The 25009-nt window shown below is 65.9% G+C and carries 24 protein-coding genes and 1 riboswitch; of the genes, 13 read left to right on the top strand and 11 right to left on the bottom strand.

The features are described 5' to 3' along the window. Positions 1 to 119 precede the first annotated feature (119 nt). Together AB0M45_RS24810 and AB0M45_RS24805 are read right to left on the bottom strand one after the other, a co-directional pair. A complete protein-coding gene (locus AB0M45_RS24810; RefSeq protein ID WP_364333699.1) occupies positions 120 to 362 on the bottom strand; it encodes a hypothetical protein in 243 nt (80 codons plus the stop codon). Positions 363 to 539: 177 nt separating this feature from the next. Continuing rightward, a complete protein-coding gene (locus AB0M45_RS24805; RefSeq protein WP_364333696.1) occupies positions 540 to 1361 on the bottom strand; it encodes a crotonase/enoyl-CoA hydratase family protein in 822 nt (273 codons plus the stop codon). A gap of 191 nt (positions 1362 to 1552) precedes the next feature. Here AB0M45_RS24805 and AB0M45_RS24800 point away from each other — a divergent pair, with 191 nt between their 5' ends. The 3 genes from AB0M45_RS24800 to AB0M45_RS24790 all read left to right on the top strand — a co-directional run bounded on the left by AB0M45_RS24800 (position 1553) and on the right by AB0M45_RS24790 (position 3020). Then, positions 1553 to 1873 (top strand): 2-oxo-4-hydroxy-4-carboxy-5-ureidoimidazoline decarboxylase, encoded by a 321-nt coding sequence (locus AB0M45_RS24800; RefSeq protein WP_364333693.1) that lies wholly within the window; start codon positions 1553 to 1555, stop codon positions 1871 to 1873. Between the two features lie 54 nt (positions 1874 to 1927). Next, positions 1928 to 2404 (top strand): YbaK/EbsC family protein, encoded by a 477-nt coding sequence (locus AB0M45_RS24795; RefSeq protein ID WP_364333690.1) that lies wholly within the window; start codon positions 1928 to 1930, stop codon positions 2402 to 2404. A gap of 64 nt (positions 2405 to 2468) precedes the next feature. Continuing rightward, positions 2469 to 3020, top strand: a complete 552-nt coding sequence (locus AB0M45_RS24790; protein WP_364333687.1) for a flavin reductase family protein — start codon at positions 2469 to 2471, stop codon at positions 3018 to 3020. Positions 3021 to 3275: 255 nt separating this feature from the next. On the opposite strand, the gene AB0M45_RS24785 is transcribed toward AB0M45_RS24790, so the two are convergent. Next, a complete protein-coding gene (locus AB0M45_RS24785) occupies positions 3276 to 3875 on the bottom strand; it encodes a Uma2 family endonuclease (RefSeq protein WP_364333684.1) in 600 nt (199 codons plus the stop codon). 68 nt (positions 3876 to 3943) lie between these two features. Further along, positions 3944 to 5263, bottom strand: a complete 1320-nt coding sequence (locus tag AB0M45_RS24780; RefSeq protein WP_364333681.1) for an aminotransferase class V-fold PLP-dependent enzyme — start codon at positions 5261 to 5263, stop codon at positions 3944 to 3946. A gap of 47 nt (positions 5264 to 5310) precedes the next feature. Then, positions 5311 to 5424, bottom strand: a riboswitch (SAM riboswitch). Between the two features lie 682 nt (positions 5425 to 6106). Between AB0M45_RS24780 and AB0M45_RS24775 the strand changes: the two genes are divergently transcribed. Next, positions 6107 to 10021: a Pls/PosA family non-ribosomal peptide synthetase gene (locus AB0M45_RS24775; protein ID WP_364333678.1), complete on the top strand. Its 3915-nt coding sequence runs from the start codon at positions 6107 to 6109 to the stop codon at positions 10019 to 10021. Continuing rightward, positions 10021 to 11367, top strand: a complete 1347-nt coding sequence (locus AB0M45_RS24770) for a M1 family metallopeptidase (protein ID WP_364333839.1) — start codon at positions 10021 to 10023, stop codon at positions 11365 to 11367. Before AB0M45_RS24775 ends, AB0M45_RS24770 begins: the two co-directional genes overlap by 1 nt. Here the strand turns inward: AB0M45_RS24770 and AB0M45_RS24765 are convergent, their stop codons facing one another. Genes AB0M45_RS24765 through AB0M45_RS24755 form a run of 3 tightly spaced genes read right to left on the bottom strand, consistent with a single transcriptional unit; the run spans position 11368 to position 12477 of the window. Next, positions 11368 to 11556 (bottom strand): hypothetical protein, encoded by a 189-nt coding sequence (locus AB0M45_RS24765; protein ID WP_364333675.1) that lies wholly within the window; start codon positions 11554 to 11556, stop codon positions 11368 to 11370. A gap of 28 nt (positions 11557 to 11584) precedes the next feature. Continuing rightward, on the bottom strand, positions 11585 to 12061 hold the full coding sequence (locus AB0M45_RS24760; protein WP_364333673.1) for a DUF2752 domain-containing protein: 477 nt from the start codon (positions 12059 to 12061) through the stop codon (positions 11585 to 11587). A gap of 38 nt (positions 12062 to 12099) precedes the next feature. Further along, positions 12100 to 12477 (bottom strand): glyoxalase superfamily protein, encoded by a 378-nt coding sequence (locus tag AB0M45_RS24755; protein WP_364333670.1) that lies wholly within the window; start codon positions 12475 to 12477, stop codon positions 12100 to 12102. A gap of 144 nt (positions 12478 to 12621) precedes the next feature. Here AB0M45_RS24755 and AB0M45_RS24750 point away from each other — a divergent pair, with 144 nt between their 5' ends. The 5 genes from AB0M45_RS24750 to katG all read left to right on the top strand — a co-directional run bounded on the left by AB0M45_RS24750 (position 12622) and on the right by katG (position 17699). Beyond that, positions 12622 to 13701 (top strand): alpha/beta hydrolase, encoded by a 1080-nt coding sequence (locus AB0M45_RS24750; RefSeq protein WP_364333667.1) that lies wholly within the window; start codon positions 12622 to 12624, stop codon positions 13699 to 13701. Between the two features lie 249 nt (positions 13702 to 13950). Beyond that, positions 13951 to 14388 carry a hypothetical protein gene (locus AB0M45_RS24745; protein WP_364333664.1) on the top strand — a complete coding sequence of 146 codons (438 nt, stop codon included), beginning with the start codon at positions 13951 to 13953 and terminating at the stop codon, positions 14386 to 14388. A 107-nt stretch (positions 14389 to 14495) separates the two neighbouring features. Beyond that, complete coding sequence (locus tag AB0M45_RS24740; RefSeq protein ID WP_364333661.1) at positions 14496 to 14918, top strand: PPOX class F420-dependent oxidoreductase; 423 nt, start codon at positions 14496 to 14498, stop codon at positions 14916 to 14918. Positions 14919 to 14990: 72 nt separating this feature from the next. Further along, positions 14991 to 15434: a Fur family transcriptional regulator gene (locus tag AB0M45_RS24735; RefSeq protein ID WP_364333658.1), complete on the top strand. Its 444-nt coding sequence runs from the start codon at positions 14991 to 14993 to the stop codon at positions 15432 to 15434. A gap of 33 nt (positions 15435 to 15467) precedes the next feature. After that, positions 15468 to 17699, top strand: coding sequence for a catalase/peroxidase HPI (gene katG, locus AB0M45_RS24730; RefSeq protein ID WP_364333655.1), 2232 nt, complete (start codon positions 15468 to 15470; stop codon positions 17697 to 17699). A 212-nt stretch (positions 17700 to 17911) separates the two neighbouring features. On the opposite strand, the gene AB0M45_RS24725 is transcribed toward katG, so the two are convergent. Next, positions 17912 to 18136, bottom strand: a complete 225-nt coding sequence (locus AB0M45_RS24725) for a hypothetical protein (RefSeq protein WP_364333652.1) — start codon at positions 18134 to 18136, stop codon at positions 17912 to 17914. An 882-nt stretch (positions 18137 to 19018) separates the two neighbouring features. Between AB0M45_RS24725 and AB0M45_RS24720 the strand changes: the two genes are divergently transcribed. Then, positions 19019 to 20089, top strand: coding sequence for a hypothetical protein (locus AB0M45_RS24720; RefSeq protein WP_364333649.1), 1071 nt, complete (start codon positions 19019 to 19021; stop codon positions 20087 to 20089). Between the two features lie 176 nt (positions 20090 to 20265). After that, complete coding sequence (locus AB0M45_RS24715) at positions 20266 to 20748, top strand: hypothetical protein (protein ID WP_364333646.1); 483 nt, start codon at positions 20266 to 20268, stop codon at positions 20746 to 20748. Between the two features lie 98 nt (positions 20749 to 20846). Here AB0M45_RS24715 and AB0M45_RS24710 read toward each other — a convergent pair whose 3' ends face one another. From AB0M45_RS24710 to AB0M45_RS24700, 3 genes are all read right to left on the bottom strand, one after another. Beyond that, on the bottom strand, positions 20847 to 21944 hold the full coding sequence (locus tag AB0M45_RS24710; RefSeq protein WP_364333643.1) for a hypothetical protein: 1098 nt from the start codon (positions 21942 to 21944) through the stop codon (positions 20847 to 20849). 50 nt (positions 21945 to 21994) lie between these two features. Continuing rightward, positions 21995 to 22528: a hypothetical protein gene (locus AB0M45_RS24705; RefSeq protein WP_364333640.1), complete on the bottom strand. Its 534-nt coding sequence runs from the start codon at positions 22526 to 22528 to the stop codon at positions 21995 to 21997. A gap of 69 nt (positions 22529 to 22597) precedes the next feature. Continuing rightward, positions 22598 to 22807, bottom strand: a complete 210-nt coding sequence (locus AB0M45_RS24700) for a hypothetical protein (protein ID WP_280294631.1) — start codon at positions 22805 to 22807, stop codon at positions 22598 to 22600. Positions 22808 to 23735: 928 nt separating this feature from the next. Between AB0M45_RS24700 and AB0M45_RS24695 the strand changes: the two genes are divergently transcribed. Next, entirely contained in the window at positions 23736 to 25007 is a 1272-nt protein-coding gene (locus AB0M45_RS24695) for a helix-turn-helix transcriptional regulator (protein WP_364333636.1), read from the top strand. Positions 25008 to 25009 lie beyond the last annotated feature (2 nt).

Genomic DNA, 25009 nt, shown 5'->3' with positions numbered 1-25009 from the left:
ACAGAAGCGGGGAGTCCGGTAACGTCCGGGCTCCCCGCTCTGCTTTCCGGGCCCGTCGTGGCCGGAAAGGCGAAAAGGGACATCCGGATACCGGATGTCCCTTCTCAGTGACAGGTGGCTCAGTAGTAGATGTAGAGGTCCCAGCCGCCGTAGGTCTCGACGCACTCCCAGTAGTAACCGCCGGTGCTCGGCGAGATGCCGTCGGCGCGGCAGGCGTCGAAGGTGGCGTAGGTGCCGACGTAGGTGCCGCCATAGGCGACCTCCTGGTATCCAGGCACGGCAGAGGCCGAAGCTGCCGTCGACACCCCGGCGACGGCGGCGATGGCCAGCAGACCAGCGGCGAGGATGGACTTGATACGCATTGTTGCTCCTGAATGCGGGGCGGAGTTTCTGACGTCACGAACGTTATGGTCGATCGCCGCCTCGCACAGCCACCCCTAGGGTGACGGAAGGGCAACCCTGGGGCGAATCACCTTGCCCACCCTCCATCCCATGGGCCGGCACGGCGCGTCCGTTCAGATCCGGACGCGCCGCCGGACTCACTTGCCGCGGAACTCGGGCGCCCGCTTCTCGAAGACCGCCTTGACCGCCTCGGACAGGTCCTCGGAGGGCAGGAACGCGGCATTCCACGCCGAGACGTAGCGCAGGCCCGCGGCGATCTCGTCCTTGCGCCGCTGATCCAGCACGTCTTTGATCCCCTGCACGACAAGCGGCGGATTCGCGGCGATCTCGCGCGCGGTGGCGTGCGCCGCGTCCAGCACCGCTTCCTGATCCGGGAAGATGTTGTTGACCAGGCCGATCTTCTCCGCACGCGCGGCATCGATGTCCTTGGCGGTGTAGGCGAGCTCACGCAGGTGCCCCTCGCCGATGATGCCGGGCAGCCGGTGCAGCGACCCGATATCGGCGACGATCGCGACCTTGGCCTCGCGCAGGCTGAATTTCGCGTCGGCGCTGGCGTAGCGGAAGTCGGCGGCCGCGATGAGGTCCAGTCCGCCGCCGATGCACCACCCGGATACCGCGGCGATCACCGGCTTGCGGCAGTCCGCCACGGCGGTGACCGCAGCCTGCATCTTGCGCAGCTCGGTCAGGAAGTCGGTGCGCGGCGCGGCCAAGGCCCGATCGGCCAGCAGGGGGCCGAACATGCCGCTCATCGCGGGCAGGTCGAGACCATAGGAGAAGTGTTTGCCCGAACCGGTCAGCACGATCGCGCGGACCTCAGGGTCGGTGTCCAGCGCCTGGAAGATCTCCGGCAGCTCGCGCCAGAAATCCGGGCCCATCGCATTGCCCTTGCCGGGACCGGTCAGCGTCACCTGCGCGACGTTGTCCTTCGTTTCGACGGTGAAAGCCTGCCAATCTGTCATTTGTACAGCGTATCGAGAGAATATGAGATCGGAACTCCGGGCCGGGACATCCCGGCATACCGGACGCACCGCGCAAACCGCACAGCGTGTAAATCCTGTGCAAATTAGCGGCAGCGCACTGGTTCCCGGTTCGGCGCAGGCCGGATCATGGTCGAGTCAGCAACCCTCATTCACCGGGTTCGGAGGAGATCATGCTGATGCATCGCGGAATCGGCCTCGACCGGTTCAACGAAATGCCGCGGGGCCGCGCGATTCACGCGCTGTACGAATGCTGCTGCAACGTCACCTGGGCGGCGAAACTGACCGACGCCCGCCCCTACCCCGACCGGGACGCGCTGCTCACCAAGGCGGATGTCGAGCTGCTCGCCCTCTCCCAGCGAGATGTCGACCGTGCCCTCGAAGCGCTTGTGCACGAGCGCGTCTCGTCGCACGACTTGCCCCAGCTCGCGCGGATCACCCGGGCGCGGATCTCTGGGATGCTCGGCCCGAGCGAAGGGTATCCGGAATACTGAGCCGGCAGCGCGACTCGCCCGGCGTACTACCCGCAATCGCTCTACCCTGGTGGGATGCGCAGGTCGTCATTGCCACCGGTCGCCTGCCGGGTCGCCGATACCCTCATCGCCCGGGGCCACCACGGCCTGATCATGGCCCAGCCGGAGCCGACGCACACCGCTGCGGACGCCGCCAGAGCGCTGGGCGTCGACGTGGGCGCGATCACGAAGTCGCTGGTCTTCCTGCTCGATGACGACCCGGTGCTGCTGCTGGTCTCCGGCGCGCACCAGGTCGACCTGGCGAACACCGGCGCGCGCCTGGAGGGAACCCTGACCCGCGCCCCCGCCAAGCTGGTGCGCGAGGTCACCGGCCAGCCGATCGGCGGTGTCGCACCGGTCGGCCATCCGACCAACCTGCCGACCTGGGTGGACAACGCGCTCTCGCGACATCGCGAGCTCTGGGCCGCGGGCGGGCACCCGAACACAATTTTCCGCACGTCGTTCCCGGAGCTGCTGCGGATCACCGCGGGTCTTCCGCTCGACGTGGACTGAACATCGGCAGCTCCCCCTACCACGCGCTCCGCACCGGCCCGGCGACCCGGCGTAGTTTCGTCCTGTGACAGAAGCACCACGGCCCGAGACGGAACTCCAGATCCCCGATGATCTGAGCGGCATCACCGCCGAGCAGTATCGCGCTTCCATGCGCCACTACCCCGCGGGCGTCACCGTCGTCACGCTCAGGTCGCCGCGCGGACCGGTCGGCTTCACCGCGACGTCCTTCGCGTCGCTGTCACTGGACCCGCCGCTGGTCTCGTTCAACATCGCGCACACGTCCTCCAGCCTGACCGCCATGCTGGACGCCGAATCCGTGGTCATCCATTTCCTCGGCGAACACCAGCAGCACCTGGCCCACCGGTTCTCGCGCGCCGCCGAGGAGCGATTCACCGACCGCTCCCTGTGGACCTCATTGGACACCGGCGAGCCGGTCCTGCACGGCACCCCCATCTGGCTGCGCACCACCGTGCACCAGCTCATCCCCATCGGCGACCACACCTTCGTCGTCGGCCTGGTCACCCGGGTCCACGACAACACCGACGAAGAGCCCGCCGCGGCGCCGCTCCTCTACTACAACGGCCGCTATTACCGCCCCACCCCGCTGGGCGACTGACGGCGAATCTCGCGACAGCGGACTGGGTCATGCCAGCGGCGTCGGCCAGTCCGGGCCGACTCCAGCCCTCTCTTCCTGCATCCGCCGGATCGTCCGGCCGAGTTCATAGGCCAGCCGGGCAGCTTCCGCCGCACCCGGCTCGTTCATCCGGCGATTTTTGATCTCCGCCCAGTCGCCACGCTCAGCTAGTGGTCTCATCCTCCTCGGCGGTGCGCCGCTCCGCGATGCGGCGTTACTGGACCTCGGCGCGACAGCTCAGGCGCCGTCCAGGTCGGCGAAGTCGACGTCGACCGGGAAAGGGTCGGTCAGCCGAAGTACATCCTGGTGCGTCTCCGCCAGCCGGTAGCTGCGGCTCGCCCAGTCGAGGCGGTACTCCTGGATGATCTTCACCGTGCGATCGGCGGCCAAGTGCACGATCAGATAGATCGGGATCCCCTCGTTCGCATACTCCGCACACTTGTCGACGGTGTCGGTGTACTCCGATCCCGGCGAGACGACCTCCACTACCAGAAGTACGTCCGCGGTCGTCAGCTTCCGATCGCCATCGATGCACCGGTACAGCGCGACATCCGGGCGGCGAAACGAGAAACCAGGGCTCGCTGGACGGCTCCGGACGTAGTGCATCTCGAAATCGGTCACCACGCCGGTGCACGGCTCGTCGGGGCTCGCCTGCTCCAAAGCGTTCGCGAGCCGCCGGGCCACGTTGTTGTGCTGGAAAGTTCCGCTGCGGCATACGATCACGTGGCCGTCAACCACCTCGATCTGCCGCTGAATATCTTCCGGAAGCGCGTCGTAGCCCTCCTCCGTGATGAGGAGAGCGCCCGGGTCGGTGGCCCAGACTGGCAGCGTGCTCATAGGTCCACCTCGGGGTCGGATTGCCGGATACGCCGATAGTATCCGGCAACGCCGCTAGGTCGGCGTCTTCAGCCGACCAGGCAGGGGGCCGCGCCGGTGGGGGCCGTGGAGGTGAAGGGGCGGGTTTCGGGGGTGGGGTTCCACAGGCCATTCGTGGCGGCGTAATCCCACGTGGGGCCGGTGGTCACGAGGGTGGACACCGCATCGATCAGGCGGTCCACGTCGGTGGAGGTGGTACCGAGGCCGATGCTGGCGCGCAGGGCCCCGTCCACGCCGAGGCGGGCGAGCAGCGGGTGGGCGCAGAAACGTCCGTCGCGCACGCCGATGCCGTGTTCGGCGGAGAGGTAGGCGGCGACATGACCGGGAGCGAATCCGTCGAGCGCGAAGGCGACGATACCGACCGAGTCGGGGCTATCGGACCAGATGCGCAGCAGTCGCACACCCGGAATCGCGGCGAGGCCGTCGCGGAGCCGGTCGGCGAGCCGCTTTTCATGGGCGGCAAGGGTTTCGGCATCGATGGCACAGAGCGCGTCACAAGCGGCGGCCAGCGCGGCGGCGCCGAGCACGTTCGGCGACCCGGCCTCGTGCCGCTGCGGAGCGGGCGCCCACTCGGCGTCGGTGGTGCTCACCTCACGAACCGCCCCGCCGCCGGCCAGATAGGGCTGCGCCGCGTCGAGCCAATCGCGCTTGCCCACCAGCACACCCGAACCGAAGGGCGCGTACAGCTTGTGGCCGGAGAAGGCCAGGTAATCGATTCCGATGTCGCGCAGGCTGATCCGGCGGTGCGGCGCCAGCTGGGCGGCGTCGACCAGGATCCGGGCGCCGCACTGGTGCGCGATGGTGGCCAGCCGCTCCAGCGGAAGCACCTCGCCGGTGACGTTCGACGCGCCGGTCACCGCGAGCAACGCGGCTGGCTTGCTGCACAACTCGGCGACCAGCCTGCCGACAGTCTCCTCGACGGTGTCGGCCGCCTGCACGACGCGGCGGCCGTGCCTCGTCCACGGCAGGAAGTTGGCATGGTGCTCGATATCGAGCACCACCGTGTCGCCGGGCACGCAGGACGCGAGCAGGTTCAGCGAGTCGGTGGTATTGCGGGTGAACACCACCACCTGATCGTCGGGGGCGTCCAGGAACTCGGCCACCGATCCGCGGGCGGCCTCGTAGCACTCGGTGGAGATCCGCGAGGCGTACCCAGCGCCGCGGTGCACGCTGGCGTAGAACGGCAACAGCCGCTGCACGCGGTCGGTGACCTCCACCAACGCCGGCGCGCTCGCCGCGTAGTCGAAGTTGGCGTAGGTCGCCGTTCCGCCCTGCACGAGCGGCACCAGCAGTTCGTCGCCGGAGACCCGGGCGAGTGCGGCACAGGTGCTGTCGACAGCAGTAGTCATCACGTGCATCCCGTCGGCTAAGGGACCCGCGATCGAACGATCCGCCGAGTCCGCGCTTGCCGCGCCCGGTTGGGCGTCGGCCGGGTCGTCACCCGGAGCACCCCACCGCGGAGGAGGGTTGCCGGCCAGCAAGCCGGGGCTTAGCGCTGGCACTCGTGACCTGACCCGAGATTGGCAGAAGCGGCCCGGCACTGTCAACCGCATGCCAATCCGAGCCGACACATCCCGATCGGGACATGACCACAGACGCGAGTCATCGCAAGCACACTCGCGAGTCCTACGAACACCCCGACCAAGTGCTGCGCGCGCCGTTCGTCATCGAACTCACATCCACCGAATCGCAGTTGCCCCGAATACATCACGCCTCCCGCTTCCGATTCGGAGCAGGCACCGCACCTCATCCACGACAAAGCCACAACTGAACAAATGCAGCAAACACGCAGCAGCATCCCGGAACCCGGACAATCGGCGCTCGCCTCTCAGATAACCACAGCGGACCGAACTTTTTCCGGCAGCAAAACCAAGCGTTATCTGTTCGCAGCCAGTCGCCCCCCGATTCGCGATCTCTCAGCGAGAGAGTTGGCTCCGACACCAACTCCTTCTCCAGCTACCAACAAGCAGCCGAACCTGAGCGCGGTTACCGCCGGCACGGCCACACCGGCCGCCGTGGTTCTCGAGCGAAGCGAGACGGGCATTCCCCGTTCGAGCAGCGCGGCAGGCGCCGAGGAAACAAACCCAGTACCGTGGACAGCTGGCCAATCGTGGCATTTGCCCTTTGGTAACCCAGCTATGGCGCGACAACGGAAAGTATGAGGCAGGTCGATGGGAGGTTCGCTGAGCACCATGCTCCGAACGGAGGTCGACGCGCCGGTGCGCCCGTTGTCGCGGGGCGACCATGCGCCACAGGCCAGGACGCTGGTCGACATCCTGACCGCTACGGCACTCACACATCCCGACGCGCCGGCCATCGATGACGGCCAGGTGGTGCTGTCCTATCTCGAACTGGTCGTCGAGGTCGAGAAGACTATGGCGCGCCTCGCCACGGCGGGCGTGCGTCCCGGTGACCGGGTCGGCGTGCGCATGCCCTCCGGCACGCGCGGGCTCTACGTCACCATCCTCGCGGTCCTCTACAGTGGCGCCGCCTACGTGCCGGTCGATGCCGACGACCCGGACGATCGCGCCCAGCTCGTCTTCGGCGAAGCCCAGGTCACCGCGATCGTCACCGCTGACGGCATCGAGACGACGGCCGCCGGTATCCGGGCCGCGGAGCAGCACGAGGGCGCGCGCACCTGGTCGGCGCTTCCCAGCCCCGACGACGACGCCTGGATCATCTTCACCTCCGGGTCGACCGGAACCCCGAAAGGCGTTGCCGTCACCCACCGCAGCGCCGCCGCGTTCGTCGACGCCGAAGCCGACCTGTTCCTCCCCGATGCCCCGATCGGCCCCGGTGACCGGGTTCTCGCCGGTCTCTCGGTCGCCTTCGACGCCTCCTGCGAGGAGATGTGGCTGGCCTGGCGCAACGGCGCCTGCCTGGTGCCCGCCCCGCGTGACCTGGTGCGCACCGGCGCCGACCTGGGACCCTGGCTGGTGCGGCGGGAGATCAGCATCGTCTCGACGGTGCCGACCCTGGCGGCGACCTGGCCGGTCGAGGCGCTGGAGGCGGTGCGCCTGTTGATCTTCGGCGGCGAGGCCGTCCCACCCGAGCTCGCCGAACGCCTTGCCGGAGATGGTGATTCGACTCGCGAGGTATGGAACACCTACGGGCCCACCGAGGCCACGGTCGTCGCCTGCGCCGCACGGCTGAACGGCCAGTGGCCGATTCGCATCGGGCTTCCGCTCAACGGCTGGGATCTCGTCGTGGTGGACCAGGCGGGAAATCCGGTGGCCGAGGGCGAATCCGGCGAATTGGTGATCGGTGGTGTCGGCCTGGCGCGCTATCTCGACCCGGTCAAGGACGCGGAGAAGTACGCGCCGCTGCCCTCGGTCGGCTGGGATCGCGCCTACCGCAGCGGCGACCTGGTCCGGAACGACAGCGCGGGCCTGGTCTTCCTCGGCCGCGCCGACGATCAGATCAAGCTCGGCGGCCGCCGCATCGAACTCGGCGAGATCGACAACGCACTCCAGCATCTTCCCGGCGTCACCGGCGCCGCCGCCGCGATACGAACCACCAAGGCGGGCAATAAGTTACTGGTCGGCTACCTCACCGGGCCGGGACCGGACTTCGACGCCAAGGCCGCACGAGCCATTCTCGCCGAACGACTTCCGGCCCCGCTGGTCCCCCGGCTCGCGGTGGTCGACGAGCTACCGACGCGCACCTCCGGCAAGGTGGATCGCGACGCGCTGCCGTGGCCGCTGCCGGGCACCGCGGAGGACGACGACGACAACGACCTGACCGGCACGGCGCAATGGGTTGCCGGACTATGGGATTCGATTCTCGGTGGAGAAGTCGGCGATCTCGACGCCGACTTCTTCGATCTGGGCGGCGGCTCGCTGGCGGCCGCACAGCTGGTCGCCGCCCTGCGCGAACGTTATCCGCAAATCGCCGTCGCCGATCTCTACGACCATCCCCGCCTCGGCGCCCTGGTCGACCTGCTGGAACAGACCACGCCCGCGGTCGCCGTCGCCGAACGGGCGGTGCGCCCGACGCCGCTGGCCGCGCAGGCGGTGCAGGTGCTCGCCACTATCCCCTTGACCACGCTCACCGGCCTGCAGTGGCTCACCTGGCTGGCGATCGTCGGCAATATCGCGGCCTGGTCCGGCTCGCTGCCATGGCTGCCGCGGCTGTCCTGGTGGTGGATGCTGGCCGCGTTCGCACTGTTCATCTCGCCGCCCGGCCGCATGGCGATCTGCGTGGCGGGCGCACGGCTGCTGTTGCGCGGCGTCCGGCCGGGCCGCTATCCGCGCGGCGGCTCGGTGCACCTGCGCCTGTGGGCGGCCGTCCGCCTGTCCGAGGCCAGCGGTGCCGAGAACCTCGCCGGCGCACCGTGGATGGTGCCGTTCGCACGGGCGCTCGGCGCGAAGATCGGCAAGGGCGTCGACCTGCACACCCTGCCGCCGGTGACCGGCATGCTCGAACTCGGCGACGGGTGCAGCGTCGAGCCGGAGGTCGACCTGTCCGGTTACTGGATCGACGGCGACGTGGTGCATTTGGGCCCGATCACCATCGGCCCCGGCGCGGTGGTCGGCTCGCGCTCGATCCTGCTGCCCGGCACGAAGATCGGGAAGAACGCCGAGGTGGCGCCGGGCTCCGCGGTGTCGGGCAAGGTGAAGGCCGAACAGGAGTGGGCGGGTTCACCCGCGGTGAAAGTCGGCAAGGCGCAGCATCGCTGGCCGGCGCATACGCCCGACCGGGCCCGGCGCTGGGTCGGCGTCTTCGGCGTCACATCGATGGCGTTGGCCGCCATGCCGATTCTCGGCCTCGGCGCAGGCGGCGCGTTCCTCGCTTGGTTCGTCCGCGATACCCGCACGCTCGGCGCAGGCGTCGTCCGCGCCTTCGCGGTCCTTCCCGTCGCGACCCTGCTCAGCCTCGGCGTATACGCGGCGGCCACCATCGTCGCGGTCCGGCTGCTGAGTATCGGCCTGACCGGGGGCTACCACCCGGTGCGCAGTCGCGTCGGCTGGCAGGCGTGGGCCACCGAGCGGCTGCTGGATTCCGCACGCACCTTCCTGTTCCCGCTGTACGCGAGCCTGCTCACGCCGGTGTGGCTGCGCTTGCTCGGCGCGAAGATCGGTAAGAGCGTCGAGGCGTCCACGGTGCTGCTGCTGCCGAAGTTCACCACCGTCGCCGACGGCGCCTTCTTGGCCGACGACACCATGATCGCGAGTTACGAACTCGGCGGCGGCTGGCTGCATATCGGCGAGGCCAAGGTCGGCAAGCGCGCGTTTCTCGGTAACTCCGGGATGACCGCCCCCGGCCGCCGCGTCCCCAAGAACGGCTTGGTCGCGGTGCTGTCGGCGGCGCCGTCCAAGGCAAAGGCAGGCTCCTCCTGGCTGGGCAGCCCGCCGGTCCGGCTGCGCCGCACGGCGGAAAGCACCGACACCGCACGAACCTTCGACCCGCCCGCCCGCCTGCGCATCGCCCGCGCCATCGTCGAAACCTGTCGGCTCTTCCCAGTCCTGGTGACTTTCGCCATCGGACTCGGTGCGCTGTGCGCTCTGGCCTGGCTCGCGCAAACGTTCGGCCACCTGGCCGCCGGGCTGCTCAGCGGGCTGGTGCTGCTGACGGCCGGTGCGGTCGCGGGCGCGAGCGCGGTGGCCGCCAAATGGTTGCTGGTGGGGCGGATCGGCGCCGAGGAGCACCCGCTGTGGAGTTCGTTCGTGTGGCGCAACGAGGTCTCCGACACCTTCGTGGAAACGGTTGCCGCGCCGTGGTTCGCCCGCGCGGCAACCGGTACGCCCGTACTGAATCTGTGGCTTCGCGGGCTCGGCGCGACCATCGGCCGCGGGGTATGGTGCGAGTCCTATTGGCTACCGGAGGCGGACCTGGTGACTCTCGGCGACGGCGCGACCGTCGAACGCGGCTGCGTGGTGCAGACCCATCTGTTCCATGATCGGATCATGGCCATGGACGGCGTCACCCTCGGCGCGGGCGCCACCCTCGGACCACACTGCGTCGCGCTTCCCGCTTCGGCTATCGGCGACGGCGCGACCATCGGCCCGGCCTCGCTGGTCATGCGCGGCGACACCGTCCCGGCATCGTCGCGCTGGTGGGGCAACCCGATCGCACCCTGGTTCGCGGGCGACCCCGGAGCGAGCTGATGGCGGGCAAGTTCTACGAAGCCCCCATCGATGAGTACCTACCGCAGAACGGCAATCGCGGGTACCGGGTCTCACGATACGAACTGGAAGTGGCCTACCGGGTCGCAGGCAACCGGCTCACCGGACGCGCCACGATCACCGCGGTGACCACCGCCGTTCGCCCGCGGTTCGCGCTCGACCTCGCCCAGGCACTCACCGTCTCGAAGGTGTTCGTCAACGGAACCAAGGCCACGAAATTCGCCCATCAGCACGGCAAATTGGTGATCGCTCCGCAGCAGCGGATTCCGGCGGGCGGCGTGCTGTCGGTGGTGGTGCACTACGGCGGTATCCCGAAGCCGGTGCGCGGACCGTGGGGCGAGGTCGGCTGGGAGGAGCTCACCGAGGGCGCGCTCGTGGCCAGCCAGCCCAATGGCGCGGCATCCTGGTTCCCCTGTGACGACCATCCGAGTTCGAAAGCGACCTACCGGATTTCGATCACCACCGATTCGCCGTACTACGCGCTGGCCAACGGCACCCTGCTGCGCAAGCAGACCAAGGCGAGCCAGACCACCTGGGTCTACGAGCAGTCCGAGCCGATGTCGAGCTACCTGGCGACCATCCAGATCGGCCACTACCGCAAGCATCGCATCGGTTCCGCGCAGGCCCCGGTGCCGATGCAGGCCGTCCTTCCGCCCCGGCTGCGCGCCAACTTCGACCACGACTTCGCCCGCCAGCCGAAGATGCTCGAGGTCTTCACCGAGAAGTTCGGCCCCTACCCGTTCGAGGGCTACACGGTGGTCGTCACCGACGACGAGCTGGAGATCCCGATCGAGGCGCAGGGCATCTCCATCTTCGGGGCCAACCACTGCGACGGCCGCCGCGGCGCCGAGCGGCTGGTCGCACACGAGCTGGCCCATCAGTGGTTCGGCAACAGCCTGACCATCCGGCAGTGGCGCGACATCTGGCTGCACGAAGGTTTCGCCTGCTACGCGGAATGGATCTGGTCGGAAGCGGCGGGCGGGCCCACGGCCGACCAGCTGGCGCGCGCCGCGCGGCACAATCTGTCCCGCCAGCCGCAGGACATCATCGTCGGCGACCCGGGACCTCGGCGCATGTTCGACGACCGCGTCTACAAACGCGGTGCGCTGACCTTGCACGCGCTGCGTTTGGAACTCGGCGACTCGACGTTCTTCAACCTGCTGCGCGAGTGGACCATCCGCTACCGCCACTCCTCGGTGACCACGGAGGAATTCACCGACCTCGCGGGGCATTACAGCCTGATGCCGCTGCGCCCGCTGTGGGACAGCTGGCTGCTCGCCGAACCGCTGCCCCAGCTGCCGCCGCACGGCGGCGCGTCGATCGCCTGATCAGAACACCAGGTAGCGCGCGGCGAGCTCTTCGACGAGCGGATCGTCCTCCGCGACGTTCTCCAGTGCGTCGAGATCGGTTTCCACGGCGATCTGCCGTGGGTCGTCGTGCTCGGTGTCGAGGGGGCCATCCTCGGCGAGCTGGCGCAGCAACTTCTCCCGCAGCCTTGTCTTCAGCGAATCATTCATATTTGGAACTTGCCTCCACGCCTGGCGGCTACACCGGTGTGAGCAAGGTTCCCCACGGCGTATTGCGCAGCACGGTGTATACCGCCAGCAATCCGAAAAATGTCCACATGGTGGTCCGGCTGATCGGCGGCAGACGCATCGCTTGACCACGCCAAGCCCGGATGGTCCAGTCCGTCACCCACACCGCGAACGCGAGCACCAAGGGAATCGCGAGCAGATTGCTGTGCAGGGCATCGACGATCTGGCCATCGGTGAGGTTGTGCACGGCGCGCATCCCGCCGCAGCCGGGGCAATACCAACCGGTCAGCGCATAGACCGGGCAGGTGCCGTAGGAGCCTTCGACATGGGGATCGCGCAGGTGCAACAGCACGCCGACACCCACGCCGACGCCCGCCACGAGCAGCGGCAGTCCAACTCCGCGCCAACGGGTCCTCGGCTCGGTCTCCGTCCTCCGCTCGGCCTCCGCGACGGTCGCGGGTCCGGAGTCAGTGCGCGCGATGTCCACAGCATCAACCGTAGCCGTGTTTGTCGTGCAGCGCGCAGCTACTCCGGCTGGGCGAAACGCAGCATGTTGCCGGATGGATCGACAAGCTCGAACCCCGGGCCGCCCGGACCGTCCTCGGGGCTGCCGGGTTCGGCGTAGCCGTAGCTTTTGCCCGCCAATTCCGCCTTCCAGGTGAATACGTCGTCCACCGCGATCCATACGACGCTGCCGGGCGTGCCGTCACCGTGATGCTCGCTGAGATGAATCCTCGCTCCGGCCCGGGAGATCTGCGCGTACAGCGGGAACTCGGCGCCGAAGCGGTGCTCCCAGTCGACGGTGAAACCCAAATAGTCCCGATAGAACTCGAAGGTCCGCGCGACGTCGAACATGCGCAGCACGGGTATCGGCGGTTCGAAGCGGATCTCCTCGTTGACCATGCCCTGATACTCGCACCGGGCTCCGGCAAGATCAGCTGCGAAATGATCTTTTGACCGGACCGAATTCGGGGTACTCCCCGGTACAAGCCAGGGAATGCCGTCATCGAGCGCTAGCACTAGCAAGCATCTTGCTAGCACTGTACGGTGACGGAGGACACAAAGGAGTGCTCGATGCTGGTGAAGTCGATGAGGACGCTGGCGGACGCGCGCAACGGCGCGCTCACAGCCGCTTACCGTGCCGGACTGCGGTCCCGCACCTTCCGGACCGCGTCTCTGAACGCCCCCACCGCCCCCTGTGCGGTCATCCCGGTCACCACCAAGGACGGCGCTCGCCTTCGGGTGCACGCCTACGGTTCCGCCGATGCCGACGTCATCGTCCTCATCCACGGCTGGAGCTGCAGCATCGAGTACTGGAATCCGCAGATCAACGCCTTCGCCGACCGATATCGAGTGGTCTGCTACGACCAGCGCGGTCACGGCGCGAGCGAACTCGGCAAGTCCGCGCCGGGCAAGCAAACGCTGGCCGACGACCTGTCCGCCGTTCTGTCCGCCACGCTGCGCCCGGGTCGGCGCGCGGTGCTCGTCGGGCACAGCATGGGCGGAATCACCGTGCAGGCGTGGGCTTCCGCCTACCCGGACCAGGTGCGGCGGCAGGCCGCCGCGGCCGTACTGCTGAACACCAGCTCGGGCAATATCCGCTACGACACCGATCTGCTTCCGCTGCTGAACAAGCCGCTGACCTTGGCCGACCGGCCGATCACCGTACTCGGCGCCACCGTACGGATGCCGATGATCGTCGCCGAGACCTTGCTCACCGCCCCGGTGCCACTGCCGGGCGGTTGGCCGGCGAGCGCGCTGCTCAAGGCGCGCGTGATGACCGAGCAGGCCACCGCGGACCAAGTGGAGTTCGCCCTCGGCATCGTGCGGTCCTGCCGGCCGCTCACCCGCGGCAGGCACGCCGCCGCGCTCGCCGACATCGATCTCGCCGAGGCCGCCGCGTCGCTCACGGTGCCGACCACGGTGATCGCGGGCATGCACGATCGGTTGCTGCCCGAGCGCATGTCACGCCGGATCGCCGACGCGCTCCGCGACGCCGGTCATCTCGCCGCGTACCACGTGTGGCCCACTGGCCACCTGGGCAATATCGAAGCCGCCGACCGCTTCAACGCGGAATTGGCGAGCATCGCCGAGCGCGTCCACCTGCGTTCCGCAGCCGCCGGCTGATCCACCGCCGCCGCGCGCTGGACGGAAGACGTTCTCCTGGGTCGGTCAACGGCGCCCGGCCCAGGAGTAACGGCTTGCGCCCCTTCGGCTTACCCGATCCCGCTCGCGGTAGCCCTCTTCCCATCGACAGCAAGAGGCGGACGTCGATCCCGCGCACGGTGGTTAACATTCTGCGAATCTCGAGCGACACATGGGCAGGTAGTTCGGCCCCTACAACAGAGTGGAGCAACGGTGAAGGGCTATCGCGGAATGACAGCAGTGGCTTTGGCCGCTGGGGCACTCGCGCTGACCGCTCCGACTTCGTCCGCGATTCCCATAGGCGTCACACCGGCACGCACCCTCTGTGGTGGCGGCGGTACCGGCATCGGAATGATTGCGGCGCAGTACGATCCCGCCCGCAACTCCTCCGACAATCCAACGCTATGGATCCGCCCGGAGTTCGTCTTCACCCCCGCCTTCCCAGGTGGCTCCTGCCACGTAGAGATCACGGTGTATTGGCGAGATTCCGATACCGGCGAGTTCGGCGGCCTCCCACCGGTCTGGGTGAGCGACGATACGCCATCCGGCGAGAATGTCCACGGCCACTGGGTACCGCTCACCATCCCCTCGGGTCTCGGCCGAGCCGAAGTGCTGATCGCGACCAACTATCCGCACATGCCCGGCAAGGGAACGTTCGTCGTCACGTAATCGCGCAATCGGGGCAGTCGATTTCGCCCTTTGGTGCACCCATACCTGTCCGACCAATGGCCGGCAGGACCGGGAATGAATGCGGTGGTCGAGCGGTAGAACAACACATGAAACTCGACGACGACGCTCGCGCACTCATCGGTTCCGGCGCCGACGCAACGCTGGTCACCATCAACCCCGACGGCAGCCCTCAGGTATCCGTCGTCTGGGTGGCCGTGCAATCCACGCCGGACGGCGACGAGCTAGTCACCGCCCATCTCGGCGTGTACCAGAAGATTCGCAACGTCCGCCGTGACCCGCGCGTCGCGGTCACCATCCTCTCGCCCGAACGCGGCGAGGTGATGCGCCCGTATTTGTCGATCACCGGCACCGCGCGCGTCGTCGAGGGCGGCGCGCCCGAACTGCTCACCGAACTGGCCAAGACCTTGGCCAGCCCGACTGCGAAGTTCCCACCGGAAGACGCTCCGCCCGGCTACCTCACCCGCATCCGCATCGACAAGGTCGGCGGCATCGGCCCCTGGGCATCCTGACAACTCGGCCCACAGGAACCGCTCGGCAACAGACTCTTGACTCGTTCCAGAAAAGGGACAAGACTTCCTTCCGTGGCAACAGCCTCGGAGTTTCAGCAGATGCTGCGGGGAGTTTCGCTGCGCGTGACCCGTCCCCGGGTCGCGGTGCTGAGCGCGGTGCACGACCACCCGCACGCCGACACGGATTCGATCATCCGCGCCGTGCGATCCGGTCTGCCCGACGTGTCCCACCAGACGGTGTACGACTCGCTGAACGCGCTCACCGCCGCCGGCCTGGTCCGGCGTATTCAGCCGTCCGGCTCCGTGGCACGTTACGAGTCGCGGGTCGGCGACAACCACCACCATGTCGTATGCCGGGCATGCGAGGTGATTGCCGATGTCGATTGCACCGTCGGCGCGGCCCCATGTCTGACCGCGTCCGATGACCACGGCTTCTCGATCGACGAGGCCGAGGTCATCTACTGGGGCCTGTGTCCCGACTGTGTGGAATCCCAGGCTTCCCGATCGCACCCGTGATCGCAGCCCATCACTCATTCAGGAAGGAATGCCGTGTCATCCGATAGCCGCCCACCCAATCCTGACACCAGAACTCAGAGCGCGAGCGAGAGCGAGAACCCGGCCATCCCGTCCCCGACCGCGAAGACGGAGCATCGCCCCCGCAGCAACAAGGACTGGTGGCCCGAGCAGATCGATGTCTCGGTGCTGCACGCCCACTCGTCCAAGGCCAACCCGCTGGGTGAGGACTTCGACTACGCCGAAGAATTCAAGAAACTCGACGTCGATGACCTCAAGGCCGACGTCGCCGCGGTCCTGACCGATTCGCAGGACTGGTGGCCCGCCGACTACGGCAACTACGGCGGCCTGTTCATCCGGATGAGCTGGCACGCCGCCGGTACCTACCGCATCGCCGACGGCCGCGGCGGCGGCGGTCAGGGCGCCCAGCGCTTCGCACCGCTCAACAGCTGGCCGGACAACGCCAACCTGGACAAGGCTCGCAGGCTGCTGTGGCCGGTCAAGCAGAAGTACGGCAACAAAATCTCCTGGGCCGACCTGCTCGTCTTCGCCGGCAACGTGGCCTTGGAGTCGATGGGGTTCACGACGTTCGGCTTCGGCTTCGGCCGCCCGGACATCTGGGAGCCGGAAGAGGTCTTCTGGGGTCCGGAGGACACCTGGCTCGGCGACGAGCGCTACAGCGGTGACCGTGATCTGGCGAGTCCGCTCGGTGCCGTCCAGATGGGCCTGATCTACGTGAACCCCGAAGGGCCCAACGGTCAGCCGGATCCGGTGGCCGCGGCGCGGGATATCCGCGAGACGTTCGGCCGCATGGCGATGAACGACGTGGAGACCGCCGCACTGATCGTCGGCGGCCACAGCTTCGGCAAGACCCACGGTGCCGGCGATGCCGGCCTGGTCGGCGCCGAACCGGAAGCCGCCCCGCTCGAGCAGCAGGGCCTTGGCTGGAAGAGCGCCTACGGCACCGGCAAAGGTAAGGACGCCATCACCAGCGGCCTGGAGGTCGTCTGGACAGCCACCCCGACCAAGTGGGGCAACGGCTTCCTGCAAAACCTGTACGGCTACGAGTGGGAGCTGACCAAGAGCCCCGCCGGAGCATGGCAGTGGAAGCCGAAGGACGGCGCGGGCGAGGGTGCCATCCCGGATCCGTTCGGTGGTCCCGCACGTACCCCGACCATGCTGACCACGGACCTGGCGCTGCGGGAAGACCCCATCTACCGGGAGGTCACCCGTCGCTGGCTGGATCACCCCGAGGAGCTGTCCGAGGCGTTCGCCAAGGCGTGGTACAAGCTGCTGCACCGCGACATGGGACCGATCAGCCGCTACCTCGGGCCGTGGGTTCCCGAGCCGCAGCTGTGGCAGGATCCGGTTCCCGACGTCGACCACGAGCTGGTCGACGAGCAGGACATCGCGGCGCTGAAGAGCAAGGTCCTCGAGTCCGGCCTGTCTGTTGCGCAGCTGGTCAAGACCGCCTGGTCATCGGCGGCCAGCTTCCGCAGCACCGACAAGCGCGGCGGCGCCAACGGCGCTCGGATCCGCCTCGAGCCGCAGAAGAACTGGGAGGTCAACGAGCCTGCCGAGCTGGACAAGGTACTGCCGGTGCTCGAGCAGATCCAGCAGGACTTCAACAGCTCGGCCTCCGGCGGCAAGAAGGTCTCCCTTGCCGACCTGATCATCCTGGCCGGGTCCGCGGCGGTCGAGAAGGCGGCCAAGGACGCGGGGCACGACCTCACGGTGCCGTTCGCACCGGGGCGGACGGACACGACGCAGGAGAACACCGATGTGGAGTCGTTCGCGGTGCTCGAACCGCGGGCCGACGGGTTCCGTAACTATGTGCGGACCGGCGAGAAGGCTCCGCTGGAGCGTCTGCTGCTCGACCGGGCGTACATGCTGGACCTGACCGCACCGGAGCTGACAGTGCTCATCGGCGGCATGCGCGCCTTGGGCGCCAACTACGGCGGCACCGAACACGGCGTGTTCACCGACCGCCCAGGTGTGTTGTCGAACGACTTCTTCGTCAACCTCCTCGACCAGAACACGGAGTGGAAGCCGTCCGAGTCGGCGGAGAACGTCTACGAAGGCTTCGACCGGTCCTCCGGCCAGGCCAAGTGGACGGCCACCGCCAACGACCTGATCTTCGGGTCGCACTCGGTGCTGCGTGCGCTGGCCGAGGTGTACGCACAGCATGATGCCAAGGAACGGTTCGCGAACGACTTCGTCGCCGCGTGGGTGAAGGTGGTCAACAACGACCGGTTCGACCTCGCCTGATCTTATCGACGAGTTCCAGGCCGGCCCTTCCGGGCCGGCCTGGATTTCGTTCGGGGTTCGGCGACCTCATGTCGACCAGCAAAGGCCCCCGCACACGATTCCGCATGTGAGAGGCGTTGGCCCCGTGTGCCGTAGCCTCGCCAAGGGGCACCGACTGTTCGGGGTGTGAGCCGTGGCGCTGGCGATCGGTTCGCGGACGCGCCCTCGAGGTTCTACCGGCAGAACTCGGGGCCCTGGTTCATAAGCACCAGCTTGATGATCGTGCATACGACCTGCTTTTGGAGCCCCGCCGAACCGCTGGACAAGCCGCTATCGTCGGCGCCCACCAAGGACACGGACGGAATAGGCTGCGGAATCTCGGCCTGCGCGGTCGCAGCGGGTGACAGCACAGCGACGGTCAACAGCGCGCCGATGGTGAGCCGAGTGATTCGAGTCATCTCGAATCCTCCTTTCTCTCTTAGGGTTTCGGTCCGCTGAGGCGTACCGCCAATACCATCGCGGGCTCCGCTTCGGCCGTTACCGCAGTGTTACTCAGCGCTGCCGTTCGAGCGTCATCCGGAAGCCGAATGAACTCGTACCGATGGCAACCGCCTCCTCGGGAACAGCGGCAGCGAAACATGAGCACCCGGCACACGTGATATCGAGACACGCCGACAGCGCCTTCACGATGCGTGCCTGTACGTCACCGCGCGGGAAGATGCGCCAGCTGCTGCTGCGTTGCAGGTCGTTGCGACAAAATATGCCAAGACGTGCTGCAGCGTGATGCGGTGGCGGGGGGTTGAACGGGCCGTCCGAGACCAACGGTGTCGCCACCGGCCCCGGAACCCCGGAAGTATGGAGCCGCCTGCGGGAATCGAACCCCCGACCTTTTCTTTACGGATCGTCGCCAGCACACCATTAGCAACGATTCCCAATCGTGCCCACTACCAGCGGAGCTCAGCGGAATGCGGTACCGGTCTCTTCCCATCGAATCCGGTCGGCATTCACCGAAAACGTGTCGTTAGCGTGTCGCAGGTAGAATCCGGCCGACAGGCTTCTCACCTGAAGGATCTGTCAAGTACCTAGCGTCAGGTCCCCTGGCCCCGTCCCCGCTAAGACTTGGCCCACAGCGACCGTGCGGGCACCCTTGGGACCCTAGCCGTCTCGCTCTTGCTATACGGGACGAATAGTTAGAGTCCGGGCGGGGACCACTCCCCACCCCAACACCACGGCACACCGCACCGCTCCGTGGATCGCGGTGTATACGGATTCCGAGGCCTCCTGTGTACGCTGACGGAAATGCTGACGCGTCGCCACCTGTGGTCATGTAGTGTTTGCGCGTGACCGGTCGGCGGGGCTTCGATGACAGCTTTATGCGAGTGATCAATGCTGCTGCTACGCAGCACCTCCGGGAGACCGTGTTCCAGAGAATGAAATTGCCGGACCTTAGCAAATTGGTCGGTCCGTCGTTTAATATCTCAGGGTTTACTGATCTGAAGCGCTCGTTTCCGGTTGCGGACTTGATAGGCAAAGGCATACCACCGATCCTTTCAGCGGCGGAGTATGGACCGGGGAAGCTCGGGGTGCCAGATCTGTTCTCGGATTCCGCGAGCATCCGGATGATGCAGGCCAGCGCGCTAAATAGCGTCACGAGGAACCTGCTGAAGCTCGACATGAGCATTGTGCCGGTCATCGACACGGCAGCTCTGCTGTCGAAGGATTTGCTCACGCTGCGAATTCCGAAAATAGAATTGCCGGATATCGGCGGAATACTTGAGGAGCTCGCGAAGAGATGGCCGCATAACTGGCCAGATGACCCTCCGGACTTCGCGCTCGCGAAGCAGATCGTCGAAGAAGAGGGCATACCCATCGTCTACATTCCTCGCGGAGAAATCGTATCCGAACTCGTCGCAGAGCCCGACCGTGCTGGACGCGTAGCAGTACTCGTAGCGCGCACTCCGGAAATATTGGACGATTGTGCCGAGGCGCTGGACGAGCCGCTCGGAGATGAGGTAGTGGCGCTGCGGCCCTTGATCCGCAGAGCCATTCGAGCACTGAGAGAGAACCATTTCGAGGCGGCGCAGGCGCTTTGCATCAGCATCTGTGACACGCTCATCACCGCCCATATCGACGGCAAGCACAACAAGGCCAAGAGCGTATGTGTTGTTAAGAACCTGGATGCAGCATTCAGCGCCAATCAGCTACGGTACGTGCTCGGCGTCGGGCCGGTAGTCAACCTATTGACGGAATGGAGCCCCAAAAGCCCCAAACCGCGCCCGGAAGCGCTATCTCGGCATGTAACCATTCATCAGGCGCATCCGGAACACTTTACACGCGATAACGCGATCATCGCCGTGATGGTTGCGACCAGTCTGATGCTTGCACTGAATGAGAGATATTCGTGGGGCTGAAGACCGGGATGGCGCGCATGCTTACTGTGGTGGTATCAGTTCGAGCTTGAGAGCCGAGTCCCGGCTCAGCTTGCGGACCGTCTGGAGCGATCCAAGAGGCCGGGAGTTTGACGGCTTTTCTCTGTTCATCTACTCTGGCTCTCTTCGCCGCCGCGCGGAGTACTTAGGAGATCCTCATGCTGAATGAAGGATGGCGTGATCAGTACGCACGCATGCATAGGGCGCACAAACGCCTTACGGTACTGTGCGGCACGGCGACAGATGTAGGCTCGGACGAGGCCCGCGATGCGCTTTACCGCTTCTTCGAAGAAGCCTACAAGCTGAAGGATTGGATAAAGTTCGGTGGGCCAAAAAGGCGTTACGGCCGGGCCGTCGAGAGGCTAATCAATCGCTCAATCGCGCTTGCGGCATGCGCTGATATAGCCAACGGGATCAAGCATTTGCACCTGCACGGACAGGCACGTACTGCGGGTGGGCAACATGCACAGATTGTGACCCAAGGCGTTACCATCTTTGCCCCGCCAGCAGCCGCGGAAATTCATAGCGACGGCACAGTCACACACCTCGAAAGCACTGGAGGAGCAACCCAACACACCTGGACTATCGTGGCAATAATGGCACTGTTCATGACGCGCTTGATCTGGCCAATGCTGCCTTAGCAGACTGGGATACATGGCTCAGAGCCAGGAACCTTATCTAATGCGCTCGGTGCCACTTATTTTTGTCCACGCGTGTGTGCCCGGGTACAGATGATTCCTCACCGGTCTCGGGTGATTCCTCGGCTGCGTTCCTGCCCGTAGCCGGTGCCGCCGCGCTGCACCTGCGGAGCTTGCCCCGGTGGCTCCCGCACCGCCGCTGACGGTGGTTGCGCTTGCCCGAGCCCGAGAAGCTTCACCACTTCCGGGGGCACTCCCCGCCCTTGCCGTCGCGCCAGTTCTTCTGCGCGTTCCTTGTTGTCGGCTGCCTCACGCTCAATGCGGGCTTGTTCGCGAGCTTTCTCCTCCGCCGTGCGGGCGTCGGCTGCTGCGCGTTCCAGGCTGGCAGCATCGGCCACGTCCCGGGCCGCCTGTTCCCCCGCGTCGACGGCTTCCCATTCCTGAAACTGTTCGGGCACCGGGAATTCCACCGCCACCCGTTCGGCAGCCGCCCGTTCAACCCGTCCACGCTCATCGGTTTCGCGTGCTTGTCTGGCTCGCTCGGCTTCTTCTCGCGCTTGCCGATCACGTTCGATCTTCTGCGGGGCATCCGCCCTGCCACGCGTGGCACCTTCCCGGAACCGCAGCATCTTCGCGAATTTTTCGGCTCGCGCACGCGCTCGCGCCAGCAATGCGATTTTATCGCGCCGCTTTCGTAGCTCCTGAGCCTTTTCCTGCCCCGCCTTCTCGCGGACACCGGGCAATTCGAGCTGCTTACCTGCTTCCCTTTGTAGTCCAATTGCCCAAATCTCGCGTGCAACGTGTCGGGGGATGATTTGATGCGTGAACTTTTCCTTGAAGTCGCGGACCAAGCCATCTATAAGCTTCTGCACTTCCGGGGACCTGTATTCGCCCTCGACGGTCCGTAGTACGTGTTGCTGTATTTCACCCTTGTCGAGAAGCGCTCGAACAACCTCCAGCTGCTTCTTATCCTTCTTACTCTCCATCCTCCCGGACTTCTCTTCAACCGCGAAGATCAGCCCTCGGTCGTCTCTGATCTTGTCGAACTTAATATTACCTACATTCGGGACCTTGAAAATTCGCGACTGCTGGACGTACCCATTTTCACGGTCGCGAAAGTACTGAGCCGCGCCGTTTTCAAATATCCTGCCACGCTCGTTGTTGTTGTAGTAATGGCGGTCCCTGTCGTACTCGGGCATTGCCGCGCCCCCGGAGGCGTGAAGCAGTTGACTGAAGGTGAATGACTACGTTACGCGCTGGAATCTTCGCTGCGCTTCTCGTTGTGATAGCCCGCATATTCACGGATGGCTGCGGCCATATCCGAGAACATCCCTTCGTGATCTTCGGGGTTGTATCCAATCATGCTGTTCATCAGGTACCATGCCGTGATTTCATCTTCGTCGTCTGTGTCGAATAGAAGTGCGGGATTTATGTCTTCATAGAACGTGTATTCTCCGCCGGGCCAGTCGTAGTCGATCCATTCAGCGCCCGCGAACTTGATGAAGCATTCGCCGACGAAGCAAATGAAAGCATCGGCCATGTCGGCGTTCTCGGGAGCCATCGCGGTAGCCAAATCCGGGAACAACTCCGCGACAACGGGGTTGAGCCGTTTCACCTCCGCCGAGTCTTCCGGCCATGGTCCCGAAGGAATCTCACGTATGCCCGCATAGTCCATGAACTTCTGGGCTTGCGCCTTGCGGCGTTCCGGGTCGACCCATTTACCCCATTCGGTCTGCTCGACGGGTACGCCGAGATCCATGATCAACTGCTCGTCATTCCCCACGCCTAGCTCCTTCTCGTCATAGTCCGAACAGGTCAGTGTCGCGCGCGCACGGTCACCGGGCAAGGAACATCATCGCTCGACATACAGCCGTTCACACGGCAACCTCGGCCAGCCCTCAGCGCTATCAGGGAGCACGTTCACGGCGTCGACGTAGTGCCGTTCCCGATGCTCTTGAACGAACATCAGAGCGGCAGTGAGGCAGGCCGCGAAGTCGAACCGCGCGCCGTGCAGGAACACCGACAGATGCACATCCGGATCGTCCGGCAGCGGAGAAGTCATCACGCATTCCTCCGATCATCAACCACCCGGAAGCCGATCCACGGGCAGACACCACCGATGTTGCGTTCGTGCTCCCCGATCGTGCCGTCGACCAAGGGGACCAGGTGCAGGCAATGTCGGGAGTCCGGGCACCTGACGTGCGTCACGAAACCACGCTGCCCGTTCGGTGTTCCGTCTGCTGTCTTCCACCATCGGCACCGCGACAGCAGAACCGTGCAGTCAGACATGAGCGACCGCCCAACGCCGACCCGGACCGCCACACGCCCGGATGCACTCCACGACAAGAAGTCCGGACGGACGGAACCGATCGCGGGGTGTTTCGATCCAATGCCGGACCGCGCCGGACTCAGCCGTGGGCGAGGGCAACGCGACCGTCCCACCTTCCCGGACAATCGACACGTTGATCCGGAATAACTCCGCGAAAAGCTTCGTGTCCTCAGGAAGATCGGGTCTGATCAGATACGTCCACCTGTTCGAGCGAGGATGCGCCACGATCGGCCCCAACGCATCTCGACGCCGCCGCATCACGTCTCTGACAGCGCGACCCAAAGGCGCAGGCATGGTCAGTGCCCCGACGTGCGACGAGCGCATGATGATGCGTCCCAGCTCGGGCGGGTCGATCACCGCAGGCAGATCGCACACACGCCGGTAGAAGTGACATCGGGACACCGGGGTGTCCCCAAACGCTATGTGGCCCATGAAGACCTCTACTCGTATCGGAAAGGCTTAGGGTGCGAACGGTCCTCGACGACCCCCTGACCGGTACCCGAGGACGGGAGCGGATGCCTTGCGGCGTCTGCGGTTCCATACTCCCTGCCAGGCGCACATTCAGATGACCACGGAAGATGAGCCGAGAAATACGGATTGATGTCCACAGCGCATCCACAACCGGCAGGATTCGCGGCCGCAACGGGCTAGATTCGGCGATATGGACAGTCACGCCGCGATCGTCGGTGCGCAACTCCGAGCGGCCCGCGAAGCCGCTGGAGTGTCCCTGGCCGCACTGGCTACTCAGATTCACTACAGCAAGTCCGTACTTGCCTACTACGAGACCGGACAGCGCACGCCGACACCGGATGTCATAGCGTGGTATGAAAAGCGTTTTGGTCGCATCCAAGACCCGGTAGCTACGTTGCTCAACCTCGGAAAGGCTGATGTGGAACGGCGCTCTTTCCTACGTGTCGGTTACTCCACAGCGCTTACCGCGTCCGTCTTGCTCCCGAGCTGGGGCGACCCGGTGACGGCTGGCGTGCCACGCAAGGAAACCGGCGTTCGGCACGTGGGGAAAGCCGACGTAGCCGCCGTGCGAGACGTGATGCTCGTGTTTTCTCAGCTTGATCAGCGACTTGGCGGCGGGCATGGCCGGACCGCCGTCGTTCAGTACCTGACCAACGAGGTAACCAGCTACCTGAAGGGATCTTTTGCCAGCGAGACTGTGCGACGTGACATGTTCGCAACGGCAGCCGAAATGGCGTACCTGGTCGGCTGGATGGCGTTCGACAACGACGAACACGCCGCCGCACAGCGCTACTTCGCCACATCGACCCAGCTTGCCGCCGAAGCAGATGACGCCCCATTGGCCGGTCACGTGCTGCGCGCCATGGCACACCAAGCCGTCGACCTCGGGCACCCCGAACAAGGGCTACAACTCGCCGAAGCCTCGGTCAACGGCAACCGCTACCGAGCCGCTTGCCCACGGGAGCGGGCGCTACTGAAGGTTGTCCACGCCAAGGCATTGAGCGCGGCCGGTCGGACCGCCGAGTCAGCGAAAGCCCTTCTCCAGGCCGAACAGGACCTTGCGGCCGCTTCCGACTCGGATCACGAACCCACTCGGGTGTTCTTCTTCTCCGAAGCAAGCCTTGCCCACGAAACCGCTTGCGCATTGCGGGACGCGGGCGACCTCGCAGGGGCAGCCGACCAATTCCAGCTCAGTGTCCGCAAACGCAAGGCCACGGCATTCACCCGGACTCACGCGGTGACGCTCGGCTACCTCGGCACCGTGCAGGCACGCAGCGGTGAACTGGAACAGGCGTGCGCTACCTGGACCTCGGCACTCGACACCATGGACGGTGTCCAGTCAGGGCGCACCAGGAAAGTTGCTCGTGACATACGCGCAACTGTGGCGCCTTATCGGCGCATCGCAGGTGCGAACGCGGTCGATGAACGGGCCGCAGACTATCTAGCCGCCAACGGGAAGTAAGA

The organism is Nocardia sp. NPDC051787, assembly GCF_040681325.1.
GTDB lineage: Bacteria > Actinomycetota > Actinomycetes > Mycobacteriales > Mycobacteriaceae > Nocardia.
This window is presented reverse-complemented; position numbering and strand designations above follow the sequence as displayed.